This window comes from Paenibacillus sp. FSL L8-0638 (genome assembly GCF_038593075.1).
Classification (GTDB): Bacteria; Bacillota; Bacilli; order Paenibacillales; family Paenibacillaceae; genus Paenibacillus; species Paenibacillus polymyxa_D.
Window position 1 is genome coordinate 324,830 of the sequence record NZ_CP151960.1, and the last position, 25,895, is coordinate 350,724.

The window sequence follows — 25,895 nt, forward strand, 5'->3', positions numbered from 1 at the left end:
TGGAATTCAGAGAGAGGAAGCGCCTGCTGATGTATTGCAGGCGCTCTTTTTGGCTTTACAGCTTATTCAGAATGTTATCTTCCAAAACCGCAGATTTATCCCCATATTCTTTAATGATATGTCTTTCTCCCCAGGCACAAAGAGAATCTAAAATGCTTTTCAGACTACATCCATATTCACTAAGCTCGTATTCCACTTTGGGTGGAACCTGATTATAGCTAATCCGATTGACAATGCCGTCTTCCTCTAATTCACGAAGCTGCTGAGTCAGCATTTTTTGAGTTATGGAAGGCATCATCCGTTTTAATTCGCTTGTCCGCATCTTTCCATGTGTCAAATGACACAAAATCACGCATTTCCATTTCCCCCCGATTACCTCTAACGTCGCCTCAACAGAGATATTGTATTTTTTCTTCCCCAATGCCGATCCCTCCATGTGTATCGCTTTCTGTTATACATACCTTAACAGCCTGTTTTAATCAAAAAGAACTTTATTTAGGGTACTTTTTGGTACCTATATCACTAAAAAGTACGTACTGTTCATAATTGCTTGAATAACTCATAATAACATCTGTTGGTTGAAGATTTCTATAGATAGGAGGGAAAAACATGTCGCCAGAATCAAAAGGAAGTATATGGCCATTACTGGCTCTAGCCGTAAGCGCCTTTGCGATTGGGACAACTGAGTTCATCAGCGTGGGACTGCTTCCCCTGATTGCTGAAGACTTGCACATATCTGTAACGATGTCCGCACTAACTGTAACGCTGTATGCATTAGGGGTTACCATTGGGGCACCTGTCTTGACCTCATTAACATCAAGTGTTCCCCGTAAAACGTTGCTGCTGTGGATCATGATTATATTTATTGCAGGTAACAGCCTTGCTGCGGTCTCTAGTGGAATTGCCTTGCTGCTGATTGCACGTGTGATCTCGGCGTTTGCCCATGGGGTGTTCATGTCCATCGGTTCCACCATCGCGGCCGATCTTGTGCCGGATGATCGTCGAGCGAGTGCGATTTCCATTATGTTCTCCGGGTTGACCGTAGCCACAGTCACAGGTGTACCTTTGGGTACCTATATTGGGCAGCAATGGGGTTGGCGGGCTGCATTTATGGCGATTGTGGTCGTCGGTGTAGTGGCACTCATCGCCAATCTGATTCTGCTGCCATCTACGCTGCGCAAAGGGAACAAGACTCCTTTCCGCGAGCAGGTCAAACTGGTTACCAATGGTCGCTTGCTACTTGCATTTATCATTACAGCTTTGGGGTATGGAGGCACATTTGTGGTGTTTACTTATTTATCTCCATTACTTCATGACATAACCGGATTTCAGCAAAGTACGGTAACGTTTATTCTTTTGCTGTATGGAATTGCGATTGCCATCGGGAATGTCATTGGCGGAAAAGCAGCAAACCGTAAGCCGCTTTCAGCTTTGTTTTACATGTTTCTGATTCAAGCAGTGATCCTTTTTCTCCTGTTGTTCACGGCACCTTTTAAAACGGCAGGACTGATTACGATCTTCTTTATGGGATTGCTTGCGTTTATGAACGTGCCCGGGTTACAGGTATATGTAGTCATGTTAGCCGAACGGTTTGCACCCAAAGCTGTCGATGTTGCCTCTGCTGTTAATATTGCTGCTTTCAACGCAGGGATAGCCATCGGAGCTTATGTAGGCGGGATTGTAACGGATTCACTCGGTCTCATTCATACAGCCTGGATCGGGAGCATTATGGTTTTCGTTGCGGTTCTGCTCACAGGCTGGAGTCGTATGCTCGAAAAAAGGGATACAACCACCATTACAGGTTAAAGCTTTTAAAAAATAGAGAGGAAGATACAAAATGACACAAAACTTACAAAGCACAACATTGTTAAACAACGGAGTTCGTATGCCTTGGTTTGGCATCGGGGTATTTAAAGTGGAGGAAGGTTCGGAGCTGGTCGATGCTATAAAGGCTGCTGTAAAGCATGGCTACCGCAGTATAGATACAGCTGCAATCTATGCGAATGAAAGCAGTGTAGGGCAGGCTATTCAGGAAGCCCTTCAGGAAAATAATCTGTCCAGAGAAGAACTGTTCGTCACGTCCAAAGTGTGGAATGCAGATTTAGGCTATGAAGAGACACGAGCAGCTTATGAAGCCAGTCTGGATAAGCTGGGTCTGGAATACCTGGATCTATATCTGATTCATTGGCCAGTTCAGGGAAAGTATAAAGAAGCTTGGAGAGCGTTGGAATCCTTGTATAAAGAAGGACGGATTAAGGCAATTGGAGTCAGCAACTTCCAGATTCATCATTTGGAAGATCTCATGAAAGATGCTGAAATCAAGCCAATGATCAATCAGGTGGAGTTCCATCCACAATTAACCCAAACCGAGCTGTTGCAATTCTGTCAAACGAACGACATTCAAATGGAAGCCTGGTCCCCGTTAATGCAAGGCCAATTGCTGGATCATCTGGTACTGCAAGACATAGCGACCAAGTACGGTAAATCGGTGGCGCAAGTGATTTTACGCTGGGATGTGCAGCAGGGAGTTGTCACCATTCCCAAGTCTACCAAGGCGCATCGGATCGTCGAAAATGCCGATATTTTTGACTTCGAACTGACGCGCGAGGATATGGATCGAATTCAGGCGTTAAATGCCGATCTTCGGGTAGGTCCAGATCCGGATAACTTTGATTTTTAAAATTACGTTCATCATGAGACGCCGTTTCCTTCTTCACTGAAGGGACGGCGTTTTGTGCATGATGGGTCTGGAGCCACAGCAATCCAATCCCGCCATATGGTATTATAGGGTTATGTGAAAAGAGACGTTTTGGAAGCTTGTGAATACGAAAAATCTCCGGGGGACTTCATGAATAAGACGATTGCAGATATAGCCCAAATGGCTGGTGTATCCAAGAGCACGGTATCCCGTTTTTTGAACGGCGGGTCTGTCAGCGTGGATACGAAACGAAAAATTGAAAAAGTGGTTAAAGCCACGGGCTATGTGCCCAATGCCTTTGCCCAGAGTCTTAAGGCGAAGCGGACCAACATCATCGGCACCGTTGTGCCGCGTCTGGATTCTTTTGCGACATCTCATACGCTGATGGGGATTGATGAGGAACTGCGTTCTCAGCATTATCAGATGCTGATCTCCAATACGAGCCAGGATGTACAGCGTGAAATCGAAGCCATTTATGAGCTGGGCCGACAAAAGATTTCGGGTATCATTTTGCTGGCTGCTCAAATTACAGACGACCATCTGACCGCGATTCGTGACATCGGTATTCCAGTGTTGCTGGTGGGCCAGCAGCACGAGCAGCTTCATAGCCTTATCCATGATGACTATCGTGCAGGATATGATATTGGCACGTACGTTTTGTCTCAGGGACACCGCGAAATTGCCTACGTTGGTGTTACTGAAAAGGATGTTGCCGTCGGTGTGCAGCGCAAGGAGGGCTTTAGGCAGGCTGTACGCGATGCATTGCCTACTGAGTCTCGTACGGACGATGCGATGCAAGCAGCAGGGTATGATATCAGATACTATGAGACCGGATTTAAAATGTCCGATGCACGAATTGCTGCATCCGCTATTTTGGACAATTTCAAGCCAACGTTAATGGTGTGTGCTACGGATAATATTGCGCTGGGCGTAATCAATGCGGCTTATTCCAGAGGGATTGTCATTCCGTCGGATTTGTCGGTAACTGGCTTTGGGGGATACGATATTACGGAGGTCATTCACCCTGCGCTGACAACCGTTCAATATCCGTATATGGATGCTGGACGTGTAGCAGCGCAAAATATTATGCGGCTGGTAGAACATAAATCGGTAGAAAAAGTGACGGTCATGAATTATTCCCTTATCGAAAGAGAAAGCGTTGACAAACGCTGAACAAGTGGATTATAATTTCTTCGAAACCGGTTCCATAGTATACGGACATAAATGGAATCGGTTGCAAATCCATGGATGAGCATTTTTTTAATCGTATGGGAACCGGTTCCGAAAGAATATTTTTTCACTAATTTGGAACCGGTTCCTGAGGCGAAGTTTTAATAAAAATGAGGTACAACTATGAAAATGACAAGAGAACAAAAGTATCGAATGATCGAGCAGGCAGAGCCCGGTGAAATAGCCAGCTTGGAGGAGAAAGTGGAGCAATGTCACTGGCGGCAGGGGTTTCATATCCAGCCACCGACAGGTTTGCTCAATGACCCCAATGGCTTTTCGTATTACCAAGGTGAATACCACTTATTTTATCAGTGGTTTCCACTCGGAACGGATCATGGGATGAAATACTGGTATCATTTGAAATCCAGAGATTTGGCCACATGGAATAGTGCGGGCATTGGCATTGCACCTGGGGATTATTTTGATTCACATGGGGCTTACTCAGGCAGCGCACTGGAGCATGAGGGCAAATTATATATGCTGTATACGGGAAATGCACGAGATGAAGATTGGATCAGACATCCTTATCAATGCATGGCTGTTATGGACGAGAACGGTCGCATTACTAAATGGGAGCACCCCGTTATTTCCAATGTGCCAGAAGGGTATACAGACCATTTTCGTGATCCCAAGCTATGGAAAGACGGCGATAGCTTTTACTGTGTGATTGGTGCTCAAAGAACGAATTTAACAGGCTGCGCCGTCCTCTACCGATCAACCGACCTTCATTCATGGGAGTTTGAGGGAGAATTGTGCACAGGGCTGGAGTCGTTTGGCTACATGTGGGAATGTCCGGATTATTTTGAACTGAACGAAGCAGGTGTCTTGATCTTTTCTCCTCAGGGCTTGGAGCCTTCCGGGGATGAAAATCACAATATTTATCAATCGGGCTACGTAATCGGCAAGCCGCTGGATACCGGGACAAGAACACTGAAGCACGGCGCATTCCACGAGCTCGATAGAGGCTTTGACTTCTATGCGCCACAGACGATGATTGACCCGCAGGGGCGGCGTATTATGGTGGCATGGATGGGTCTGCCGGATATCGACTATCCCACAGATCCGAACGGATGGGCTCATTGTCTGACATTACCAAGGGAGCTTACGCTTCATGAGGGCAAACTCTTGCAGCGGCCAATTCCTGAGCTGACTACGCTACGCAGAAATCGTGAGGATCGGGTAGCTGACACGTTATTCTCAGAGAGCAAAACCTATGAAGGATTTACAGGTACGGCCTATGAGCTGATCTGTGAGGTAGATCTTTTAAGCGCTAAGATGTTTGGTATTGAATTCCGTGCGAGTGAGACTGAGAAAACGGTAATTAAATATGATGCCATCAGTCGCAAACTTGTATTGGATCGTTCGCAATCAGGTGAGCCTGTAGCCACTTCGTATGGTGAGGTACGGCAGTGTTCATGGGATAAAGATCATATCAAACTTCATTTGTTTGTAGATACGTCTTCGGTTGAGATTTTCGTCAATGATGGGGAAGAGGTGTTCACCAGTCGTATTTTTCCGCATCCAGAGAGTGACGAAATACGCTTTTTTGCCGACAAGGGAGAGGCTCTCTTCCAGGCGGTGAAATGGGATTTTACATGAGTAGGCTAAAACATCAAGTGGATCGTTAATCATCAAACATAACGGAATCAACGAGAGGATGAACATCATGGCGGAGAACAGAGAAATAGCTAAAGAAGTGATCCAGGCAATCGGTGGGCAAGAAAATATTGCATCTTTTGCTCATTGCGCGACACGCTTGCGGATTATGGTGCATGACAAGGAGAAAATTGATCAGAAAAAAGTTGAGGAGATCGACAAGGTCAAGGGTGCTTTTTTCAATTCCGGACAATATCAGATTATTTTTGGTACAGGTACGGTAAATCGAATTTTTGAAGAGGTCGAAAAGCTTGGCGTGACTGGTTCATCTAAAGAAGAGGTGAAGAGTCAGGCGAAAAAGGAAGGAAACGTCTTCCAGCGCTCCATCCGTACCTTTGGTGATGTGTTTGTACCGATTATTCCTGTGCTGGTCGCTACAGGGCTGTTCATGGGGCTACGTGGCTTGCTCACTCAGCCACAAATTCTCGCTCTACTTGGCATGACGCCACAGGATATTTCACCCAATTTCCTATTATACACACAAGTGTTAACGGATACGGCCTTTGCTTTTCTGCCAGCGTTAGTCGCATGGTCAGCCTTTAGAGTATTCGGTGGTAGTCCAGTGCTGGGTATCGTTCTCGGTCTGATGCTGGTAAACCCAGCCTTGCCCAACGCTTATAGTGTTGCGGACGGCTCAGCACACCCGTTGACGATGTTCGGATTCATTCCTGTGGTGGGCTATCAAGGCTCGGTATTGCCAGCTTTCTTCGTGGGCTTGATCGGAGCCAAGCTGGAGCGGGCGCTGCGCAAACGGGTGCCTGAAGCGCTAGATCTGATTCTTACACCGTTTTTAACACTGTTGATCATGATTACCCTAGGGTTGTTTGCCATCGGTCCGATTTTCCATTCACTTGAGGAATGGGTGCTGCACGGAACAACGTTTGTGCTGGATTTGCCTTTCGGTATTGCAGGGATTGTCATCGGTTTCTTACATCAGATTATCGTCGTTACAGGTGTGCATCATATCTTTAATTTTTTGGAGATTCAACTGCTTGAAAAGAACGGCGCAAACGCCTTTAACGCCATCATTACCTGCGCTATGGCTGCTCAAGGTGCTGCCTGTCTGGCGGTTGGACTGAAAACGAAGAATAGCAAGCTGAAAGCGTTAGCACTTCCTTCCTCGTTGTCTGCTTTTCTGGGGATTACGGAACCGGCTATTTTCGGGGTCAACCTGAGATACATGAAGCCTTTTGTCATGGGGCTTATCGGTGGTGCGGTTGGTGGTTTTATCGCTTCTGTCTTCCATTTGGCGGCTACAGGTATGGCAGTTACAGTCATTCCAGGCACGTTGCTCTACATGAACCATCAGCTTCCGCTTTACATTTTGGCGAACTTGGCTGCTATGGTTGTAGCGTTTGTCCTGACCTGGATGTTTGGCTATAACGATAAAATGTTGGAAGAGGTCAAAACAGCGGGTTCTTCAACTTAATATGATTTCGGAATAAGCACAGATTCGCATATAAATGAACTATAACGGTCGCCCTACTTTGGAGCGCTCTTGGCCCTTGTTGAAAAGGGATGCTAGAGAAGCTTCCAGGTAGGGAGACCGTTTTTTATAGACTTTATCATTACGTAACCGGATACGTAATTTGGCTTTGGCCAACAGTCGGCTCATAACGCAATGGGTTTCAGAGCATCTCAATGAAATGGACTTTGGACGTTAGTCCGTTTTTAAACGCCCAATAGACTGAAAATGCTCCCTTCATGCTGAATGATTGTCCATTTTTATCTGTCAGACTTCCGGAAGGAGACGAAATATTGTGTCAATGAGGTAAAAATTACAAATAATATGTACACTATGGGTATTTTGTGTGTTATTATATAAATGTTGTTAAAATTTAGTATTTGGGAGGCAATTATTCGTGAAAAAATTTCTTGTAACTATGCTAGTTGTCATGCTGGTAGCCATCGGATTGAGCCCTACAAGCTCCTACGCAGATTCCTCTTCATCGGCTAAAGAATCTTCTTCATCGTCTCTATTCCCACCATATTCTTCAATTGCTAATTCGAATTCACTATTGAGCGGTTTGACGCCTGAAGAATATAATGAAGTTATCAAAAATGCGAAACCCATAGAATCAATTGCTGTTGAAAAAGAAAAGACTCAACTCGATCAAAAGATTTCTCCTATGTCATTGGGAGCATGGTCATTTAGTCACCATTCTCGAGACGATGGGGCTGTTTACTCTAATAAGTTTTCGGTTAATAACGCAGCTATCCTGAATTTCCATGTAGTACAATGGGCAGATGGTAGTTCTTGGTCCAGCCCTGAAGTAGGTTACCTGCTTGTGAACAAAAATTATTTGGGAGAGGTTTTTGCCGTTTATGGAAGATATACAGATGAAAATAGGGATTTTCAAATTAAAGCTCCAGGTTTTGGAGAATACCAGGTAATGGTACTTAACCTCAATGATTATACGATTTCAGGAAATGGATACGTTACGTTTTAATACTATTTTATTTAACGATTATTATGTTTTTTATGAACTCGTTATAATACTAATATTTTCTAAAATACGTAATACATCTTTTGAGAAGGGAGGTGTGTGCGTGTGAACAAGCGATTAAGAACAAGTGTTGTTGTCTTAGGTCTAACTGTTCTTATCGGAGGGGTTATAACCGTCATTCAAAGCCAAACTTTTGCTAATGAAATTAAAACTGAGGTTAAGGTAACCGGCGATTCTAAAACCAGTGTAACCAAAACTGAGACTAAGGCAACCGATGATTCTAACCAGCTCTCACCAGAGAGAAAGAAAGAACTAACTCATCTAGCTGAATCTAAACAACCCCATGTCCTGCTAACTGAGCACGGAGATTTTTATCCCGTTAAGGTTCCAAACAAGTACCAAAGCGATCAGGTTGCAAATTTGGATAATAAGGGAGAAGAAATAACTTCTAAAACAAAACAGGTCATTTTAAGAAATTTCACCTACGAAAAAAAAGAGGAAGAAAACTGATTTTCCCAGGAACGCTCAAAAAAATGAGCGTTCTTTTTTCTAGCTTCAAATTCAAAATTGCTTCGTATCATCTTCCCATAATCCTATTTCTGTAGTTCTAAACGATGGAGGAACGTTCATCCAGAAATTCGGACGGTGAGCAGCCTGTTAACCGTTTGAAGATTCGATGGAAATAGGACACATCACTATATCCCACATACTCCGAAATTTCACGAATCGTTAGCCGGGACTCGGTCAGCATGTAGATGGCGGTTTTAATACGTTGCGTATGTACATGCTCGCTGATCGTTTGGCGTGTTACCTCACGCAGCAGCGTCGCGGCATAATTGGGGGTTTTACGGATGGCGTCGCCAAGCTCCTCCTTGGTTACCTTTTCCCGGTAATGGTTCTGGATATACTGTTTCATATGTTCCACATGTCGCTCTCGATCGCAAGAAATGGCGCCTTTGTCCCATTCCTGATTCATATATATCATGGCCTCGGTCAGCAGACAGTCAGCCATCATGGTGTAGTAGCTTGGGTGTTCAGTCCATTGATAGTACATCGATTTGATCCGTTCATGCAGCATGTCGTAGCATCCGGGCTTGATCAACAACGGCTTGTCAGTATTCAGGATGGGAAGTGTGCTGTTCGTACATGTTTTGCGGCAATGTATCACATACTTGGTATGAAAAAGCGTAGGAATGCTCTTGCCATAGTAATCCAGATGACTGGGTAAAAGCAGTGTTTCACCTTTACCGAGAATGAATTTGCAATCGTTCACCCAATATACACATTTGCCAAAGGTGACCAAAATGAACAGTAAGTCATCGTTGTCGCTATTTGCACTAGCCTTTTCATACCAGTCCACTCCGTTGTCCTGCCGTATATCCACCAATGTAATCACGAAACTCACTCCCCGATGTCTTCAACATTCATTATACTGTAGTACATTCATCATACTATAGTTCATAGTCTTGGTGCACGGGTACAGGTAGAATAGAGCCATATAAGTTTAATGTAGATAGAGAAGCAAAGTGGAATAGAAAACCATACAGTAAAGACATTCAGGAGGATGACATTACTATGCTTAAAACGAAAATTATTTGTACTATGGGACCTGCCTGTGACTCCATTCATTTGTTAAAAGAAATGATCCAGGCTGGTATGACTGTAGCCCGCTTGAATATGGCTCACGGTGAGCTGGAAGATCACGTTAAGCGTATCGAAAATGTGCGTCAGGCTGCGAAGGAAATGAATACCTTTATCCCTGTCATGATGGATATTAAAGGACCGGAAATACGGATTGGCAAGCTGAGAGAGGCATCTTGTCTGCTGAAGCCAGGTAGCCAGCTCATTCTGACCACAGAAGAGATTCTAGGGGACGAGCATCGTATTTCAGTGAATTACCCAGATATGCCGAAGGACATCAAACCAGGCGACCGCATTCTCATTGACGACGGTTTGGTTGATCTGACTGTAACCTCCATCGAAGGTACGGAAATGATTTGTAATATTGTAAGCGGCGGTATTTTGAAGCCGAGAAAAGGTGTAAACCTGCCAGGGATTCATACAACCCTTCCAGGCGTGACGGAGCGAGATGTGAGGCACATCCAATTTGGGGTGGAGCAGCGCGTTGAGCTTATTGCGGCTTCTTTTGTGCGTAAAGGCGACGATATCCGTGAAATCCGTGAGATTTTGAAGGGACATCATGCTGAGCATGTACAAATTTATTCCAAAATTGAAAATGCTGAAGGCATGGAAAACCTGGATGATATTATCGAGGCTTCCGATGGCATTATGGTAGCCCGTGGCGATCTGGGCGTCGAGGTGCCGATTCAAGATGTGCCTGTGATGCAAAAAGAAATGATCGACAAGTGTAATCTGGTTGGCAAGCCCGTTATCGTAGCTACCCACATGCTGGAATCCATGCAGGTAAACCCGCGTCCGACGAGAGCTGAAGTTAGTGACGTGTTTAATGCCGTTATGCAAGGAGCCGATGTTGTTATGCTGTCGGGCGAATCTGCAGCAGGTAAATATCCTGTCGAGTCTGTACGGACCATGGCTGCGGTAGCTGCCAGTGCAGAATCACAATTGGATTATCAGGAGCAGTTCGATAAGCGCAGAGCACGTCAGAGCACCAACATTACCGAAGTGATTAGTCAGGGTGCGGTAAGTTCGTCTCTGGAGCTGGATGCCAAAGCGATTATTACCTCGACTGCCAGTGGATTCACGGCACGTATGGTATCCAAATATCGTCCGAAGGCGCCTATTATTGCGGTTACTCCGAATAATACGGTATTCGCTAAAATTTGCCTGTTATCCGGTGTGTTCCCGATCAAAGGGGATAAAGTAGCTACAACGGATGAAATGTTCGAATCCTCCATCCGTAACGCTCTGAATGCAGGATATATCCATAAAGGTGACACTGTAGTCCTGTCGGCGGGTGTTCCAGTCGCTGAGGCGGGCACCACTAACTTGATCCGAGTATACCAAGTGTAATTTACAACAAAATATAGACAGCAAAAAGGCGCCATCCCGTCGGGGGAGCGCCTTTTTGACATGAATTAAGAAGCACCTCTGAGGGTGTCATGAACTACGGCGTATAGCTGGCCACGTACGTCACTGACTTACAGCCCGAACACACTTTTAGCAACGACTTGTGTCAATTCTGCTTTATGGGCTTGATATTGCTCAGGCGTAATGCTCTTATTAGCCAGTCGTTGATCCAACTGCTCCGTTAACTGAGCTACTTGTAAATCAACGACAGCCTGTGCATCCTGATTATTGGTGTGTGCAATATCTGCCAAGGTTTGACCGTTATACAACGCTTCATATAATTGCTCATCCGAGGATGCGCCCAATGTTTTCAACAGTTCATCATCCTTGGAAGCTTCATTATCCTGTACCTGAGGGGCTCTCTCTGGAGCCAGTGTAGCAGCATTAGCCCGACTTCCCCAAGTAGAAGATTGCCCAATAGACAACGCCAGCAACAGTGTACAGATGACCAACATTCGTTTTCGATTCATAAGTGTAAAATCTCCTTTGTGTTTCATTCAATTTCTGACAGAGTGGAGCCTTATATGGATATCCAACGGGAGTAATGTTTATGCCTTTAGCCGATCCGGCTTATGTAGTTACCAGATTCTAATATACATCATACACACCCAATCTTAGTGCCAGCTTAATACTCGTTTAAAATAAACTAAAAGAGGAGAATGTAAACAGGTAAAGCTAAAAAAATTCACGGATGTGAATAATGGATGTGATCTACCCTTTGGATTCTGCCCTTTTCTTTGACCACATTGTTCGTATCCCATGAATACAGAGCAACAGTAAGGGGAACAACAACCCGATGGATAGTGTATAAGGAACCCACGTCTTTGTATCATAGGTTTGTTGGTAAGGGACATTGGGATACACAATGATGGACAGGATGACTAAAATCATCCCGAGAGGAAGCACCAATTGCCGGTCTTTTTTCAAACGGAAGATTTGGGCTATTGCTGTCACCGTGGTGTGCATATACAGCGTAATTCTAAAAAAGAGCGAAATAAACCACATAGTAGCCATGATTGCTTCGATGCGCTGTAGAAAATTGCCGATGCTAATTTTTTTGGCTAACGCATAGCTAGGATATAGATTTCTTGCCGTTAAGTCAGGACCTAATACCAAAATTGCCAATGCAACCACTACGACCAACATCAATCCGCCAATCACGCTGCCTATGAAAAAAGCCTTACGGGTTTGATCGGAACGATTTATAGAAGCCGGGAAGATCATGAGCAAAATAATATGAGGTATAAACACAGTGCTACAAAAGGACAGGGCAGCAGGCCAAATAGGTCCAACTCCCGCCTCCAATACAGGTTGAACATTTTCCAGCTTAATATCGGACACCACTAAACCTACAAAAGAAATATAAAGCAGAGTAAATAACGGAAATAGCAGTTCAGCCGAACGGACCAGCACTTCGAGACCTAGTCGAGCAGCCAAAACTACAATAAGCGCAAAGAGAATATTTACCGCTAGAATCGGTGTTTCTGGTATCATTTGAGTAGTCATAAAATTCCCTATATAAAATAAAACGGGTGCAGGGGCATTGATGAATAGTGTGATGAAAAACAGAAGACCGGCGGCTTTGCCTAACCATTTTCCGAGCAGGGTTTCCATAATCCCAATCAGGGTCATATCTGGATACAGAGCTGCAATCTTGCTGTACATATACAAGATAAGGAGCCCGGCCCCGACTCCAACGAGCGCGGCAATCCACGCATCTTGTTTGGCTACCGATGCCATACCGGAAGGGACGATGAGGATTGCACTCCCGATCGTAAATAAAGTTGTTAATATCATAATTTGGCGTGCTGAAATTTTAATCTGTCCGGGCACCAATGTTCACCTCGTCTTATCTGATTAGACCCATATAGGTCAGGAAATCGCTAAATGGCCTATATACGGCTGTTATCCAATCAAGAGGAGTTGGAATTAGCCAATTTAATGCCTTGACACAGCCAATGCCGACGGCAAAAAAGAGAAGGAAGAAAAATACCCAAAGCTCTTTTTTTAACCTCTTTTTCCACATGTAGGGGACCTCGACCAAGCTGATTGCAGCAGCGATCAGTATTATGCCCAAAACGTTCACCATATGAGACAGCATCTTGGAAAACACCTTCTTTTGTAGGGTAAGGGATTTTACTCCTTAATATCATTTAAAAATGAGCTGCCAATCGTACCCAAACGCCGAATCTTGAAATCCACCTTGATATGTACAGGTAATTCTGTAAAGTATTCATAATCCCAATTTTTTTTAATGGATTTCCAGGTTCTCGGGTCAGCACGGTGAATGGCTTCACCGAATCCGAAAATATCAGCTTTGTATGATTTTTGAGCTTTTCTGACAGCCAAGTTCATAATCTCTTCTATCTTTTCTTCTTCTTTGTTCTCAAGGTCATAAATCGTCCCCACCTGGGTCAAATCCAGGCCAGTACATTCAACTTCCCCCACGTTGGCCTCAACCTGCATTTTTATATTGATCTGGGGCTCCCCCCTATAAACGCTCCCTTTTATAGCGGTTTGGGTTCGAATGATTTCCGAGACGACTTTGCCGCCTCCGGGGCAAGCTACAAAGCCGACAGAGCTTTGCACATTGCCAAGGATGAAGTTGTAGCCTCTACTTTCAGTTTCATTTAGCCAACCGATTAATCGGTCTTTTCTAAATACAGCAAGTCCGGAATACTGTAATCGGGCGGATGGGGCGATCTCTTGCACATTGCCGCTGGTTTCTCCCATTTCTCTATTGCCAATGACCCGAAGGCCTGTCAGCACAGGCTGTTTTCCTTCACTGGTAATAGCTGCAATCATTTCATCCAAAGTTACTGTTGTACTGGGTGACCAGTTTTTCTGTGATGTTTCCAGAGAGGAGAAAAGGTCATTTGCGGGAATCGGATCTAAAGGCGTCATAATTTTCAACGTATCCTCCGCACTAGTGCCCTTGGACACTACAATATAAAAATCGGTTCGGAACTGATGATATCTGGAGAGTAAATCTAAAGCTTTCGCCATTCCTTCGGTGGCCATCGACTCACCAATTACACATATACGTAGGTGAGAAAAATACATTCTCCGGGGGCTAATCGTTGTTATTTTTCGGATTGCTTCAAATATGGTATCCGCTTCTTCTGTATACAAGGTGGCTGGAGCACCGCCGCCTGCTCCTTTTTTGGCCGATGCTTTTCCAGGGTCCACCACTTGTAGAGAGACCCGGAACTGATCTCCTTGTTTATCAATCCCCATACCCACGACGATGGCAAGCTCATTCAACTCCCTGCGATTCCAACAGCCCGTCAGAAGTAAAACGAGTGCAAGAATCAGGAACAGAATCACTTTCTTCCGCTTCATGATTATCCACTCCTTTCCGACGGTTTCTCTTTTCTTCTATTCCCGTGATTTTCGGGGCGGAGTGCTGTTTCGACGTTTGACATTCTTCTGATCGACTAACCGGGGACGTGAAATCATCATCCAGTGAGGAAGCCGGAATATGGTATCTTTGGTGTCCGTCGGTATTAGAGGTGCAAAAGGAGTCATATAGGGAACGCCAAACGAACGAAGACTGCACATATGCAGGATGAGGGCAATGCCCCCAACGATAATCCCGAACAGCCCAAAGGAAGCAGCGAGTCCCATCAAGGGGAACCGCAGCATACGAAAAGCAATGGACATATTATAGGCAGGAAGCACAAAGCTGGAAATCGCGGTAATCGATACGACAATAACCATTGCCGCAGATATGATGCCCGCCTCGACAGCAGCTTGTCCAATGACGAGTGTGCCTACGATAGAGACGGCTGCCCCGATGTACTTGGGCATACGAACGCCAGCTTCTCGCAATATTTCGAATGTCAGTTCCATCATGAGCGCTTCGATAAAGGCGGGGAAAGGAACAGCCTCCCGCTGTGCCGCTAGACCGATCAGCAGTGAGGTCGGCAGCATTTCCTGATGAAATGTAGTGATAGCAACATATAAGGACGGACCGAGCAGGGAGATAAAAACTCCGGTGTAACGTAGAACCCGGATAAAGCTGCTAATGTCTGCACGCTGATAATAATCCTCTGCCGCATGCAGGAAGGAAACAAACAGCGCAGGCACGACAAGCACAAACGGGGTTCCATCCACCAGGATCGCGATTTTTCCTTCCAACAGCTCCGCGGCGATCACGTCTGGGCGTTCAGAGTTGTATACTGTCGGAAAAGGGGTAAAAGTTTCGTCCTGGATTAACTCCTCGATATACCCGCTTTCGAGAATGCCGTCTACATCAATGCGATTCAGTCGCTCATGAACTTCCTCAACCAATTTAGGGTTTGCAATCCCCTTGATATACATGACAGCGACATCAGTTTGGGTCACACGACCGATTTGTTGGGTCTCCAGCCACAAATTCGGATCTTTAATCTTACGCCGAATTAAGGCCGTATTCGTGCGCAGTGTCTCAGAAAATCCTTCCCGTGGCCCACGGACGACATTTTCCGAGGCAGGCTCCGTGACCCCACGATCCTTCCATCCACGTGTGCTAGCGATTATTCCCTGCGTTTCACCATCAATCAAAATGACAGCATCCCCGGACAACAGCGCGTTATATAAGGTTTCAAAGTCGATAATCTCCCGAATGCTTCCGATGGTTAGGGCATAGTCTTTCAATATATGCATGACACTAGAGGAATTCTGGAGCCTACACTCTACGTCCCTGGACAAGCTACTATCCAGCATCATCGATTCCATAATGAAGTCGGAGACTATATTTTTGTCCGCCAAACCGTCCGTATAGAGGATTGCAATGAGCTGATCACCATTCTTGCCAATACGAACTTCTCTTATGATGATGTCGGTGCTGTTACCGAGTGCTTGTCTGATTCGCTGAAGATTGCTTTCGATATTCGCACTGAGCTGCTCTTCTGAATGCTCAGACTTACTTTCGCTGTGCTGGACTGGCGGTTTTTTAACTTTGTTCGGGGGGGTTCTTTTCCGAAAACGCATAAACGTTCTCCTTCTCCTTGAGGATACTTTTTATTCCAGTATGGACGCAGGGGTCTCCAGATAAACTTATTGCTGGAATTTCGATGGGAGATGCGGATATGAAAAAAACCTCCTTCACAAAAGTGAAAGAGGTTTTAGACATCTACAACCATTACAATTTAGGGTTTTTTCCATACTTATTGTCGCTAGGCTGACTGTCTTGGCATGTGAATACGATCAAAATAATTGACCCTACCAGAGGAATCAGAGCGATTAGAATCCACCATCCGCTTCTGCCTGTATCATGCAGTCTACGGGCCAGGACGGCCAAGGATGGCAGCAGGACAGCCAAAGAATAAATGTAAGTCAATATCGGAGTTAAGCCGAAGAGACTATCGATCAGACTGATTACAAAGCTGACGATTACACTAAATAAGATAAACATCCAATACTCTGTACGTCTTGCTCTACCTTGAAATCCTACATAGTTCTTTAAAGCATTTAAATACCATTGCATATATTTTCACCTCCTCATAAAATTTAAAGGTTTGTTTTACAGTAATCGTAAAATCATTCTTTTTAGGTATATCGGCAGATAACACATAAAATTTAACTTGTAAAATTATAACTTTAAACTAGAAATTTACGCAATACTTTTATTAATGTTAATAATTAAATAAATAATTTATAAAAACATAAAATTTCATATTGAATTTTCCATATCTATTGAATAATATAGAGGTACGGTTAACCGTCAGGTTTGAATCGGCCTTCTTAACAGAAGGTGATTTTATATTTTTCAAATCAATTGAAAGCGCTTTAGTTATGAATGGGAGGGGTAAACAACTTTAAATTCGAGGCTGAAGAAGTTAATACAAACATAATCCTGACCGCTTTCTCAATAGTTTTATGTTATCAGGGATGTTCAAAACGAGAGGAGATTGATTTATGAGGCAAACATTTGTTCGTAAAGTAACGGCAGCTTCACTCGCAGGTGCACTGTTGTTGCCTGCTTCTTTGGTAGGAGCCGAGCCGACACTCAATTCAGATACAGATGGAATTCAAAATGTGGGGCAAACTTCCCTTCAAGCTCAAGACCTAGAAAACTTTTCAATTCAAAGTAAAAAGGCTGTCTCTTTCAAGGAGACTTCCGTACATGATCCATCCATTCTGAAAGTGAAAGACACCTTTTACATTTTTGGCTCACATCTGGCGGCTGCCAAGTCCAAAGACCTCATGAATTGGGATACGATTGCTACAGGAGTGGCGAATGGTAATGCATTGATTCCCAACGTCAAAGAAGAATTAAAGGAAGCGCTGGATTGGGCACAGACGGACACGCTGTGGGCAGCTGATGTCATTCAACTGGCAGATGGCAAGTTCTATATGTACTATAACGCTTGCAAGGGTGACTCACCGCGTTCAGCAATGGGTCTAGCCGTTGCTGATAAAATTGAAGGGCCGTATAAGAATAAAGGAATTTTTCTAAAATCCGGTATGTGGGACCAACCGAGTGAGGATGGGACGATCTATGACGCAACCAAGCATCCGAATGCCGTGGACCCGGACACCTTTTACGATAAGAACGGCAAGCTGTGGATGGTATATGGCTCCTACTCAGGAGGCATCTTCATTATGCAGATGGATGAAAAAACAGGGAAGCAGCTCCCAGGTCAAGGCTACGGGAAAAAGCTGACAGGCGGCAACCATGCTCGTATGGAAGGTCCGTACATACAATACAGTCCGCAAACGGACTACTATTACTTGTTCCTATCGTATGGTGGATTGTCAGCGGATGGCGGATACAACCTGCGGGTGGCTCGGTCCAAAACACCGGATGGTCCTTTCTACGATGCTGAAGGCAACGATATGATCAAGGTCAAGGCGAATCCGGACAAACCACTTTTTGATGACGCTTCCATTGAACCATACGGTGTCAAACTGATAGGTAATTACCTGATTCCAAGAGAAATTGGTGATCCGGGTACAGGACTGGGTGCAGGCTATGTGTCGCCCGGACACAACTCGGCTTATTATGATCCCAAGACGAAAAAGCATTTTGTCATTTTTCACTCACGTTTCCCAGGGAGAGGCGAACAGTTTGAAGTGCGGGTACATGAAATGTTTATGAACGCTGACGGTTGGCCTGTGGTTGCTCCTTATCGTTATTCGGGAGATGAGGATTCACTGAAAAAGCTGTCAGAAAAGGATGTCCTCGGTCAATACTCGTATGTAAATCATGGGAAGGAAATTTCGGCAAATATTAAGCAAGCTGTTATCGTCAATCTGGATCGCGGTGGCAAACTGTCTGGTGGAGTGAACGGTACATGGAAGTTGGGAACAGACAATCAGTTGGAAATTACAGCAGAGGGCACGAAGTACAAAGGTGTATTCCTGCGGCACCGTGATCCAGACACAGGTGCCAAGACGCTTGCTTTTACCGCATTGTCCTCCAAGGGTGTTGCGGTATGGGGTTCGCTAAAGCCTGACCTGAAGGCCAGCAAGATTGTAACTGCTGTGCAGAAGGACCTTAGTCTGGGCGATACGAGCAATGTTCTTTATAATCTGACGCTACCTACTCAAGCAGCACAAGATACCACTATTTCATGGGAGTCCACCCACCCGGAGAATATTTCTGTGACAGGTGATGTATACCGTCCAGAAGCCGGTTCTCAGCCTGTAACAGTTACATTGACGGCGACCATTAAAAAGGACAAAGCCACCGCTAAGAAAAGCTTTACAGCCATTGTTCCCGGGCAGGCCCAAGGTCCTCAGCTCGCACGCTATTCGTGGAGTGAAGATCAAGGAACTACGGTTGTCGACAGCACATACAATCAATTTGATGGTAAGACCTATGGTGGTGCTGCATGGGATAAAGACGGGAAGCTTGGTGGTGCGCTTGTCCTAAACGGTAAGGATGGTTACGTGCAACTACCAAATACAGTAACAGATGCGAAGGATTTTACCTTTTCCGCTTGGGTGAACTGGAAGGGCGGTGCAGCTTGGCAACGGATTTTTGACTTCGGCAACGGCCAAGCCCGGCATATGTTTCTTACCCCTTCCCAAGGTAGCGGTGTACTCCAGTTTACAATCCATGAAGGTACGGATCAAAGCTTGCTTTCCAAATCATCATTACCGCTAAACCAGTGGACGCATGTAGCGGTTACACTGGAAGGGAATACAGGGAAATTGTATGTAAATGGTGAGGAAGTAGCTGTTAATGACGGTATTACCTTTAATCCCAATGAGTTGCTGACGAGCGAGGCTTATCTCGGCAAAAGCCGCTTTGCCGCCGATGCTTACTTCAATGGCAGCCTGGATGAAGTTCAATTGTATAACAAAGCGCTGACAGCAGAGGAAATTAAAGCACTGGCAGATTTGTAGTTCAAAATAAGCAAATAAACGCAGGAGATGGACTTTTATTAAGAAGTTCGTCTCCTGCGCAATGTTTTGTATATTTATTTCTTGATTGCTGGTATAATAGGTAGCAACTGCGGATATAATGTTTTAAGTAGGCGTTAATGACTCGCTCCCGCCGAATGAACACAGCTTTGACAGCAATAGAGAACATAAGCACTCTGCATAAATTAAATTCACCAGTGCTTGCGTTTTCAATACACTTATGGTAATATGAGTATATTGAGATTGTGACCTGAGATTCGCATATTGTAGAGGGCTATTGTTTTAGGTTGAAATAACCTTGTGCAATATGTGAATTTTTATTTGTAAAAAATAAAGGTCATATAAATACATTTTGGAGGTAATTCCATGCAAACAGGTACAGTTAAATGGTTTAACGCAGAAAAAGGTTTCGGTTTCATCGAGGTTGAAGGTGGAAGCGACGTATTCGTACATTTCTCCGCAATCCAAGGCGAAGGTTTCAAATCTTTGGACGAAGGCCAACGCGTAGAATTCAACGTAGTTGAAGGAAACCGTGGACCACAAGCTGAGAACGTTGTAAAACTGTAATTTTAAATTACAGCCTACTTCAGATGCCCCGAACATAGCGTTTGGGGCATTTGTTTTTATCTGTTCATAAGACCGTTTTTGAACTGATTACATCTTATCGCTTTATAAATCATGAAGAAAGAGGGATGTTTATGTACAATTCACGGAAAAAGCCAATGGATGAGATTCCTGAGGAAATTACAACTGTCTGGAATTGCGCCAGCGATACATGTAACGGCTGGATGCGAGATAACTTCGCTTTTTCTGTCGAGCCGACATGCCCCATTTGCGGTTCTGCCATGGTGAAGGGCGAGAAAAAGCTGGCTGTTTTAAATAATACGAGCTTCAACCATACCAAACAATCCTAAGCGGATAAATGTTTGTAGTGAAAGATGCCCCATAGCCATTAACGGCGCTGAGGCGTCTTTTTTGTTTTTTATAAATATAAATTATACATAAGGATGAACAGGTTTTCAATTATGTGTAGAGGATGGGGCTAGTATGCTCAGTAAGATAGAGTTAAATTCGGGTAGCGCTTCGTAAAACACACCGTGGCCGCTTCGTTCGAAAGGAATAAGTCTTGATCCGGCAATTCCTTTTTGAGTTTGGACAGCCAGGGGGAAAGGACAGACCCGATCCAGCTTGCCGTGTAGAATCCAGGTGGGCACGTGTATACATGGCAAATCAGGGCGCAAATCAGAGTCACGTAGTGAGTACAAAGTACAAGCCATGCTATGAACTGTTGCCGCAAAGCCCTGGTCACGTAACCAGTCGCGTAAGCTCTGGCTGACGGGATTAGCAAACAACATTTCGCCAAAAGAAGTTACCAGTTGTGGACGATCTGTATAGGCTTGTTTGATGAGTTTATCTACCTCTGTGACAGGAGTACCATAAGGAAAGTCGCTGGTTGGGGTGAATCGAGGCGTAGCTGCTCCGATCAGGATCAACTGACTGACGCCAAATCCCCGGTGTCTGCTCATGTAGCGTGTAACCACAGCTCCCCCCATGGAAAACCCGATCAGCCGTACCTGGTTTAACTGAAGTGCCTGCATCACAGCCAGCAGATCGTCTGCCAATCGATCATAATTGTATCCATGCCATGGTCGATCAGACTTGCCGAACCCCCTAAGGTCGACCTGAATACAGCGATACCCGTAAGCAGGCAACAAGGCGGCCTGGTATTCGTACATTCGGTGATCCAGCGGCCAGCCGTGCACCATCAGAACAGGGATGCCTTCTCCAATATCCTCGACATACAGCTTCACGCCGCGTTCCACCTCAATATAATATCCCATCGTGTTCACCCCTTTAGAAATCACGGAATTTCGTTCTCTCTCACATATATGTAGCCAGGGCTTAGCTCATTCGAGAAAGGGATGGGACTGTCACGATATAAGCATATAGTATGTTAAAAAATGTATGTCATCCTGTATAGGGATAGGATATAATTATGGAATGAAACAGCATCGGGAGAGTGGAACAATGACACCATCAAAAACATTAAAATGGATTACAGGTGGATTGGAGCTATTTTTAGCTATTCCCGTTTTGGGCGGGCTACTCGTCGTAAATTCCGCGTATACTATATTGTTCTTTATGCTGATTTTCCACATTGTTACGTTGGTACTATCGGTGACGAATAGAGAGTCTTATTATGGATCTATTTTAGGGATCGTGACCTCGGTTATTGGATGGATTCCGATTGTGGGCTGGTTGATGCATTTGCTCTCAGGCATATTTTTGATGATTACCGCAGCTCAGCAGCCGCGTGATCAGTATCGTAATCGCAATCCTTATGATGATTATCGCTACTAGGGTAAGTGATTGATACGAAGATGAAAGATCCTGTTGAACAGGGTCTTTTTTTATTTATGAAATCTCCCCATGATAATGGTGTTGTAGTATTTGCCATCTGAAAGAACCTTATCGTTTTTTAATAACCCTTCGATTTCAAAACCATGTTTTTTATAAAGCTCAATGGCTTTATCATTCGTTTCCAAAACTTGTAGAGTCATTTTCTTGATGCCATTGGATTCAGCCCAGGAAATAGATTTTTTTAAAAGATTCGTCCCGATCCCGTAACTCCAAAAATCCTTTAATACACATACGCCGAATTCAACTTTATGAGAGAATCTGGTCAGAACATGGCCCTCACATCTTGAAAATCCGACGATTTTATCATGAACTACTGCAACTAAAAATAGGTTTCTGTTATTCTCTGTATCCGTTTCGATGAGCTGTTCAAAACCGGATGTACTTATAAATGCTTCTCCCTTCTCTCTGTCTAAATTTTCAGTCTCTCCATCAATCAGCAAGCGGATTTCAGACAAATTCTTCGCATCTTGAATCATGGCAGATCTGACCGTATAGCGCATTCCTTGCACATCAAATTCCTGTTGATTTATTTTCATTACATTCTCCTTTTTATGGATTAGAGTGAAAAATGAATTCTGGATCATGTTAGTCTACCATATTATCTTATTTACATGATAAATAAGCCTGTCTCCTTCTGTTGTATCGCAGCAGGGGACAGGCTTATTGTCGTCTCTATCCGTACAGGGAAGCCGGACGGAGATTTATTATACATGAGTGGATGTGCCCAAACGGGAGCTGTAGCTATTTCTGCTTAGTAGAGGCTTTAGCTGCATTGGTTTTAGCAGGAGCCTTGGCATCTCCTTGAGCAGGAGTTTTACCTGCATCCGCTTTACCGCCATCTACTGGTGGCTTGGATGGTTTCACGCCATTCACCATGTCTGTCATCATTTGTTTTAGATTAGAGACGCGTTGGTTATATTCGGTTGCTGTAATTTTGCCGTTTTGTTTTTCCGTAGCCAGTTTCGCTTTCATATCCGAAACCATCACATCAATAACAGAATTTACACTTACGCCTTGTGCTTTGGCGATTGTAGCAAGGGATTTACCTGCTTTCAGCTGTGTATCCAATTGACTGGAGGATAATTTTAATAATTTTAGGAGAGCTTTGTTCTCAGCATAGTTTCCTCCTGCGATTTTAGGGCCGTTAGCATCGCCTGGGTTACCCTTAGGTGCCTGTGCTTTGTCTGCAAGGGGAGCCTTCTCAGGTGTAGTGGAAGCAGCATGAGCTGCGCTTGTGGAGTACAGTGCTCCGCCTCCTAAAAATGCTAACGCCATCGTTCCAGCTAAAATTGCTTTTTTGGTGCTCTTCATCTTCATTTTCCACCTTTCAGTAATGGGGTGTTTGGTACGTGGTACATCATAAGGGATCAACTTGAATGCTATCTGAGTGCAAGCTGAGCATTTACTGAATGAATTTGGAGAGCGTGACTAACTGACATTTTGGCTAATAGAGTACTTGTATTATGTGTATTAAGTGATATAATACACTACAGGCACGAAAGATTCAGCCGATTAGGGGGAAACACCCATGGAAGAACAACGGGTTGGCTCGTTCCGATTTTTAATTGACTTTAGCCAGCCATTATATGAACAAATATTAAATCAAGTACGAAGCTCCATTGCTAAAGGGGAGATCGAAATGGGAAGCAAAATGCCGTCTGTTCGTGATCTGGCGCAGGAATTACGCATGAATCCGAATACCGTGATGCGAGCGTATCAGGAGCTGGAGCGGGACGGATTGACTGAGAAACGGCGTGGTCTAGGCACTTATGTTACGTCATCCAGTGAGCGGATTGCCAGCTTTCGGGAACAACTGGCTATGACGTATATAGATCAGTTTCTCGGACAGATGAGCAGCCTGGGACTATCCTGGGGAGATGTTCAGCAGTATATACGAAGCAAACAGGACGGAAATGAGAAGGAAGGAGGCGATAAGGCATGACGGAGTCTGTTGTGGTTGCGAATCATCTGGTGAAGCAATATGGCAGTAAAAAAGCGTTGGATCAATTGGATGTTGTCATTCCGGCAGGACGCATAGTAGGCGTGCTTGGACCCAATGGCTGTGGGAAGTCCAGCTTCTTTCGAGCGATCACTGGATTGATTCAGCCAGATGGGGGCGAGCTTCAGGTGTTGGGCCGACAGCCTGGTTGGGAAACCAACCGGGATATATCCTATCTTCCTGACCGGGCACGCTGGTACCCTAATCATACAGTTCAGCAGACGCTGGAATGGGGGAAGTCCTTTTTGCCTGGCTTCAATATAAAAGATGCCTATAAACTTGCTGATCATATGGACGTGGAGTTGGAGTTGAAAATGGCTGGGTTGAGTCGCGGACAGGAGGCGCGTGTGCTACTGATTTTATGTTTGGCACGTGAGGTTCCACTCATGATTCTGGATGAACCGTTCGCAGGTATTGATGTCCTCTCCAGAGAGGCGATTGTGGCCGGGATTATTGATTATTTGGAGGGTCGGCAGCAATCTATACTCATTAGCACGCATGATATTCAGGAAGTGGAAGGCTTGTTTGACTACACGGTCATGATGGGCCGCGGACGGATCCTATGGTCTGGTGATTCGGATGATCTGCGTGCAGAGCATGGCTCGCTGAATCAGGTGTTCCGCAATTTGTACAAAAAGGAGTGGAAGGCGTGAATTCATCAGGGCTGTTCAAAGATTTAATACGCCATGAATTTCGAAATAAAGGAAGCTGGAGAAAACAGAGCCGCAATCGACTACCGAGATCGTGGAGACTTGTGTATTTCTCACTATTTCTCATTGCGGCGTTCGCTATTTCCTTGTACTTCGCGCTTCACAACCAACTGGAATTGACAAGGCTGTGGTATGTGACCCTGGGCTTGCCGTACATGATCATTTTCATGGGTGTGGGAAGTTTGAGACGAGAATGGGAAAATGACACCTACGGATGGTGGCTGACCCTTCCCTATCCGCGCATATGGCTGATTAGCGCCAAATGGATTGCGGCTATTTTACAAACCATTGTCGTGATATTGTTCCTGTTTGTGGTGGGTTCTCTGTACGCATTGTTCATCTCATCAACGATACAGCCTTATACGCTCGCGGATGCAGCGTCCTTTATTGTAGCTGGATTGAACTGGTTTGTGATGATTATCGCTTTCACACCTTTTGTTATTGCGCTGGGCCTTCTGACTGCCAGTACCAAATACAGTACCTTGCGGCCGCTTAGCCCGATACTGTGGATTCTTTTGATGGGTGGCGGGAGTGTCTTTTATTGGTCGGGCGATCATGGGCTTTATGAGCAGTTTGATCATGCTCAGACAGGACAGTGGTTTTCTTTTACCTGGCATTTCCCGGTTGCGGTGTTGATCAGTTGGATTGCTGCGTATATATTAATCCGCTTGAGCGCTTATCTACTGGAGAAGAAACTGTCGATTTAGGCTAGCGTATCTATAGGATCTATGAGGAAGGAGTTTCACCATGACGACGATATTTATATATGCATTGGTGGCTGTTCTGGTGGGGCTGATGATCTGGTTAAGAACCAAGAGACGAAGGGGACCGGTAAAAGGAAACGGAATCCGGATTCTGCTCCCCTTGTTTATCGCATTCCCGCTTATGATGATGTCTGTGTACCAATTAATGCATATTCCCGGTCAAACGTACGCGCCCCCCGCCTTTTGGGAACTGCTGGCTGCCGGGCTATTAGGGGCTCTGTTTGGCTATGTTATTTTGCTGCATACAGCGTATGAAAGACGGTCTGACGGTCTGATTTATCCCAAGCCGAACCAATATTTTAAATATATTATTATCGCTATTATCCTGATTCGCGTTGTTTTGACCCAGTACCTTAGTAGTTTGGGTACGTCCGAAATTAGCATGCTGGCAATTACGATGGCGTTGGTGTATATCTCAATCTGGCGAATCGGGAGCTTTATCAAGTTTCGGAGAACGTTATCCGTATAACAATAGCAGTGGGGTTAACAGCGGCTTACTATTCAAAAAGCGTCCATTCGCTTGGCGATAGGAGCCGCTTTTTTTTGAGTTTCGGCATTAGCAAGTTA

26 protein-coding genes are annotated in these 25,895 nt (G+C 44.8%); 16 read left to right on the forward strand and 10 right to left on the reverse strand.

All coding sequences use genetic code 11. The annotated features are described in order from the left end of the window. Positions 1-55: 55 nt before the first annotated feature. On the reverse strand, positions 56-421 hold the full coding sequence (locus MKY35_RS01385) for a helix-turn-helix domain-containing protein (RefSeq protein ID WP_013368959.1): 366 nt from the start codon (positions 419-421) through the stop codon (positions 56-58). Between the two features lie 188 nt (positions 422-609). On the opposite strand from MKY35_RS01385, the gene MKY35_RS01390 reads away from it, so the two are divergent. The 7 genes from MKY35_RS01390 (at position 610) to MKY35_RS01420 (ending at position 8,541) form a co-directional block, all read left to right on the forward strand. Next, positions 610-1,806 (forward strand): MFS transporter, encoded by a 1,197-nt coding sequence (locus tag MKY35_RS01390; RefSeq protein ID WP_029516873.1) that lies wholly within the window; start codon positions 610-612, stop codon positions 1,804-1,806. Positions 1,807-1,837: 31 nt separating this feature from the next. Next, positions 1,838-2,680: an aldo/keto reductase gene (locus MKY35_RS01395; RefSeq protein ID WP_342445382.1), complete on the forward strand. Its 843-nt coding sequence runs from the start codon at positions 1,838-1,840 to the stop codon at positions 2,678-2,680. Between the two features lie 168 nt (positions 2,681-2,848). Next, complete coding sequence (locus MKY35_RS01400) at positions 2,849-3,871, forward strand: LacI family DNA-binding transcriptional regulator (protein WP_165149230.1); 1,023 nt, start codon at positions 2,849-2,851, stop codon at positions 3,869-3,871. A 180-nt stretch (positions 3,872-4,051) separates the two neighbouring features. Beyond that, positions 4,052-5,527, forward strand: coding sequence for a sucrose-6-phosphate hydrolase (locus tag MKY35_RS01405; protein ID WP_342445383.1), 1,476 nt, complete (start codon positions 4,052-4,054; stop codon positions 5,525-5,527). A 67-nt stretch (positions 5,528-5,594) separates the two neighbouring features. After that, entirely contained in the window at positions 5,595-7,013 is a 1,419-nt protein-coding gene (locus tag MKY35_RS01410; protein ID WP_023986594.1) for a sucrose-specific PTS transporter subunit IIBC, read from the forward strand. Positions 7,014-7,446: 433 nt separating this feature from the next. Then, on the forward strand, positions 7,447-8,034 hold the full coding sequence (locus tag MKY35_RS01415; RefSeq protein ID WP_341071524.1) for a hypothetical protein: 588 nt from the start codon (positions 7,447-7,449) through the stop codon (positions 8,032-8,034). A gap of 102 nt (positions 8,035-8,136) precedes the next feature. After that, positions 8,137-8,541 carry a hypothetical protein gene (locus tag MKY35_RS01420; protein ID WP_069010127.1) on the forward strand — a complete coding sequence of 135 codons (405 nt, stop codon included), beginning with the start codon at positions 8,137-8,139 and terminating at the stop codon, positions 8,539-8,541. A gap of 97 nt (positions 8,542-8,638) precedes the next feature. On the opposite strand, the gene MKY35_RS01425 is transcribed toward MKY35_RS01420, so the two are convergent. Continuing rightward, positions 8,639-9,427, reverse strand: a complete 789-nt coding sequence (locus MKY35_RS01425) for an AraC family transcriptional regulator (RefSeq protein ID WP_029516864.1) — start codon at positions 9,425-9,427, stop codon at positions 8,639-8,641. Between the two features lie 179 nt (positions 9,428-9,606). Between MKY35_RS01425 and pyk the strand changes: the two genes are divergently transcribed. Continuing rightward, a complete protein-coding gene (gene pyk / locus MKY35_RS01430) occupies positions 9,607-11,022 on the forward strand; it encodes a pyruvate kinase (protein WP_029516863.1) in 1,416 nt (471 codons plus the stop codon). A gap of 128 nt (positions 11,023-11,150) precedes the next feature. Here pyk and MKY35_RS01435 read toward each other — a convergent pair whose 3' ends face one another. The 5 genes from MKY35_RS01435 to MKY35_RS01455 all read right to left on the reverse strand — a co-directional run bounded on the left by MKY35_RS01435 (position 11,151) and on the right by MKY35_RS01455 (position 16,549). Further along, positions 11,151-11,549 carry a hypothetical protein gene (locus MKY35_RS01435; protein ID WP_029516862.1) on the reverse strand — a complete coding sequence of 133 codons (399 nt, stop codon included), beginning with the start codon at positions 11,547-11,549 and terminating at the stop codon, positions 11,151-11,153. A gap of 241 nt (positions 11,550-11,790) precedes the next feature. Further along, complete coding sequence (locus MKY35_RS01440; protein WP_342445384.1) at positions 11,791-12,912, reverse strand: endospore germination permease; 1,122 nt, start codon at positions 12,910-12,912, stop codon at positions 11,791-11,793. Between the two features lie 303 nt (positions 12,913-13,215). Then, a complete protein-coding gene (locus tag MKY35_RS01445) occupies positions 13,216-14,421 on the reverse strand; it encodes a Ger(x)C family spore germination protein (protein WP_342445385.1) in 1,206 nt (401 codons plus the stop codon). A 36-nt stretch (positions 14,422-14,457) separates the two neighbouring features. Continuing rightward, complete coding sequence (locus tag MKY35_RS01450; protein ID WP_342445386.1) at positions 14,458-16,053, reverse strand: spore germination protein; 1,596 nt, start codon at positions 16,051-16,053, stop codon at positions 14,458-14,460. A 151-nt stretch (positions 16,054-16,204) separates the two neighbouring features. Next, the gene (locus MKY35_RS01455; RefSeq protein WP_342445387.1) at positions 16,205-16,549 is read right to left on the reverse strand and encodes a DUF805 domain-containing protein; all 345 of its coding nucleotides are present in this window, start codon (positions 16,547-16,549) and stop codon (positions 16,205-16,207) included. 431 nt (positions 16,550-16,980) lie between these two features. On the opposite strand from MKY35_RS01455, the gene MKY35_RS01460 reads away from it, so the two are divergent. The 3 genes from MKY35_RS01460 (at position 16,981) to MKY35_RS01470 (ending at position 20,348) form a co-directional block, all read left to right on the forward strand. Next, positions 16,981-19,416, forward strand: a complete 2,436-nt coding sequence (locus tag MKY35_RS01460) for a LamG-like jellyroll fold domain-containing protein (RefSeq protein WP_342445388.1) — start codon at positions 16,981-16,983, stop codon at positions 19,414-19,416. A gap of 384 nt (positions 19,417-19,800) precedes the next feature. Then, positions 19,801-20,001 (forward strand): cold-shock protein, encoded by a 201-nt coding sequence (locus MKY35_RS01465; RefSeq protein ID WP_007428290.1) that lies wholly within the window; start codon positions 19,801-19,803, stop codon positions 19,999-20,001. A 131-nt stretch (positions 20,002-20,132) separates the two neighbouring features. Further along, the gene (locus MKY35_RS01470; protein WP_013308357.1) at positions 20,133-20,348 is read left to right on the forward strand and encodes a cold-shock protein; all 216 of its coding nucleotides are present in this window, start codon (positions 20,133-20,135) and stop codon (positions 20,346-20,348) included. 105 nt (positions 20,349-20,453) lie between these two features. Here MKY35_RS01470 and MKY35_RS01475 read toward each other — a convergent pair whose 3' ends face one another. Beyond that, positions 20,454-21,275 (reverse strand): alpha/beta hydrolase, encoded by an 822-nt coding sequence (locus MKY35_RS01475; protein ID WP_342445389.1) that lies wholly within the window; start codon positions 21,273-21,275, stop codon positions 20,454-20,456. A 187-nt stretch (positions 21,276-21,462) separates the two neighbouring features. Between MKY35_RS01475 and MKY35_RS01480 the strand changes: the two genes are divergently transcribed. After that, a complete protein-coding gene (locus MKY35_RS01480) occupies positions 21,463-21,795 on the forward strand; it encodes a hypothetical protein (protein WP_029516858.1) in 333 nt (110 codons plus the stop codon). 50 nt (positions 21,796-21,845) lie between these two features. Here the strand turns inward: MKY35_RS01480 and MKY35_RS01485 are convergent, their stop codons facing one another. Both MKY35_RS01485 and MKY35_RS01490 read right to left on the reverse strand, forming a co-directional pair. After that, positions 21,846-22,391 (reverse strand): GNAT family N-acetyltransferase, encoded by a 546-nt coding sequence (locus MKY35_RS01485; protein ID WP_342445390.1) that lies wholly within the window; start codon positions 22,389-22,391, stop codon positions 21,846-21,848. Positions 22,392-22,596: 205 nt separating this feature from the next. After that, positions 22,597-23,166, reverse strand: coding sequence for a hypothetical protein (locus MKY35_RS01490; protein WP_029516856.1), 570 nt, complete (start codon positions 23,164-23,166; stop codon positions 22,597-22,599). A gap of 217 nt (positions 23,167-23,383) precedes the next feature. Between MKY35_RS01490 and MKY35_RS01495 the strand changes: the two genes are divergently transcribed. From MKY35_RS01495 to MKY35_RS01510, 4 genes are read left to right on the forward strand one after another with little or no spacing between them, the layout of a single operon-like run. Next, positions 23,384-23,797 carry a GntR family transcriptional regulator gene (locus MKY35_RS01495; protein WP_029516855.1) on the forward strand — a complete coding sequence of 138 codons (414 nt, stop codon included), beginning with the start codon at positions 23,384-23,386 and terminating at the stop codon, positions 23,795-23,797. After that, on the forward strand, positions 23,794-24,507 hold the full coding sequence (locus MKY35_RS01500; RefSeq protein ID WP_069010117.1) for an ABC transporter ATP-binding protein: 714 nt from the start codon (positions 23,794-23,796) through the stop codon (positions 24,505-24,507). Before MKY35_RS01495 ends, MKY35_RS01500 begins: the two co-directional genes overlap by 4 nt. Beyond that, positions 24,504-25,271 carry an ABC-2 transporter permease gene (locus tag MKY35_RS01505; protein ID WP_342445391.1) on the forward strand — a complete coding sequence of 256 codons (768 nt, stop codon included), beginning with the start codon at positions 24,504-24,506 and terminating at the stop codon, positions 25,269-25,271. Before MKY35_RS01500 ends, MKY35_RS01505 begins: the two co-directional genes overlap by 4 nt. Before the next feature lie 40 nt (positions 25,272-25,311). Then, entirely contained in the window at positions 25,312-25,797 is a 486-nt protein-coding gene (locus tag MKY35_RS01510; protein WP_342425536.1) for a CcdC protein domain-containing protein, read from the forward strand. The last annotated feature ends 98 nt before the right edge of the window (positions 25,798-25,895 follow it).

Excerpts from the sequence above, each read along its gene's own strand:
- MKY35_RS01390 (WP_029516873.1), top strand. The coding sequence starts at position 610 with ATGTCGCCAGAATCAAAAGGAAGTATATGGCCATTACTGGCTCTAGCC.
- MKY35_RS01395 (WP_342445382.1), top strand. The coding sequence starts at position 1,838 with ATGACACAAAACTTACAAAGCACAACATTGTTAAACAACGGAGTTCGT.
- MKY35_RS01400 (WP_165149230.1), top strand. The coding sequence starts at position 2,849 with ATGAATAAGACGATTGCAGATATAGCCCAAATGGCTGGTGTATCCAAG.
- MKY35_RS01405 (WP_342445383.1), top strand. The coding sequence starts at position 4,052 with ATGAAAATGACAAGAGAACAAAAGTATCGAATGATCGAGCAGGCAGAG.
- MKY35_RS01410 (WP_023986594.1), top strand. The coding sequence starts at position 5,595 with ATGGCGGAGAACAGAGAAATAGCTAAAGAAGTGATCCAGGCAATCGGT.
- pyk (WP_029516863.1), top strand. The coding sequence starts at position 9,607 with ATGCTTAAAACGAAAATTATTTGTACTATGGGACCTGCCTGTGACTCC.
- MKY35_RS01435 (WP_029516862.1), bottom strand. The coding sequence starts at position 11,549 with ATGAATCGAAAACGAATGTTGGTCATCTGTACACTGTTGCTGGCGTTG.
- MKY35_RS01445 (WP_342445385.1), bottom strand. The coding sequence starts at position 14,421 with ATGAAGCGGAAGAAAGTGATTCTGTTCCTGATTCTTGCACTCGTTTTA.
- MKY35_RS01450 (WP_342445386.1), bottom strand. The coding sequence starts at position 16,053 with ATGCGTTTTCGGAAAAGAACCCCCCCGAACAAAGTTAAAAAACCGCCA.
- MKY35_RS01455 (WP_342445387.1), bottom strand. The coding sequence starts at position 16,549 with ATGCAATGGTATTTAAATGCTTTAAAGAACTATGTAGGATTTCAAGGT.
- MKY35_RS01460 (WP_342445388.1), top strand. The coding sequence starts at position 16,981 with ATGAGGCAAACATTTGTTCGTAAAGTAACGGCAGCTTCACTCGCAGGT.
- MKY35_RS01465 (WP_007428290.1), top strand. The coding sequence starts at position 19,801 with ATGCAAACAGGTACAGTTAAATGGTTTAACGCAGAAAAAGGTTTCGGT.
- MKY35_RS01470 (WP_013308357.1), top strand. The coding sequence starts at position 20,133 with ATGTACAATTCACGGAAAAAGCCAATGGATGAGATTCCTGAGGAAATT.
- MKY35_RS01475 (WP_342445389.1), bottom strand. The coding sequence starts at position 21,275 with ATGGGATATTATATTGAGGTGGAACGCGGCGTGAAGCTGTATGTCGAG.
- MKY35_RS01480 (WP_029516858.1), top strand. The coding sequence starts at position 21,463 with ATGACACCATCAAAAACATTAAAATGGATTACAGGTGGATTGGAGCTA.
- MKY35_RS01485 (WP_342445390.1), bottom strand. The coding sequence starts at position 22,391 with ATGAAAATAAATCAACAGGAATTTGATGTGCAAGGAATGCGCTATACG.
- MKY35_RS01490 (WP_029516856.1), bottom strand. The coding sequence starts at position 23,166 with ATGAAGAGCACCAAAAAAGCAATTTTAGCTGGAACGATGGCGTTAGCA.
- MKY35_RS01495 (WP_029516855.1), top strand. The coding sequence starts at position 23,384 with ATGGAAGAACAACGGGTTGGCTCGTTCCGATTTTTAATTGACTTTAGC.
- MKY35_RS01500 (WP_069010117.1), top strand. The coding sequence starts at position 23,794 with ATGACGGAGTCTGTTGTGGTTGCGAATCATCTGGTGAAGCAATATGGC.
- MKY35_RS01510 (WP_342425536.1), top strand. The coding sequence starts at position 25,312 with ATGACGACGATATTTATATATGCATTGGTGGCTGTTCTGGTGGGGCTG.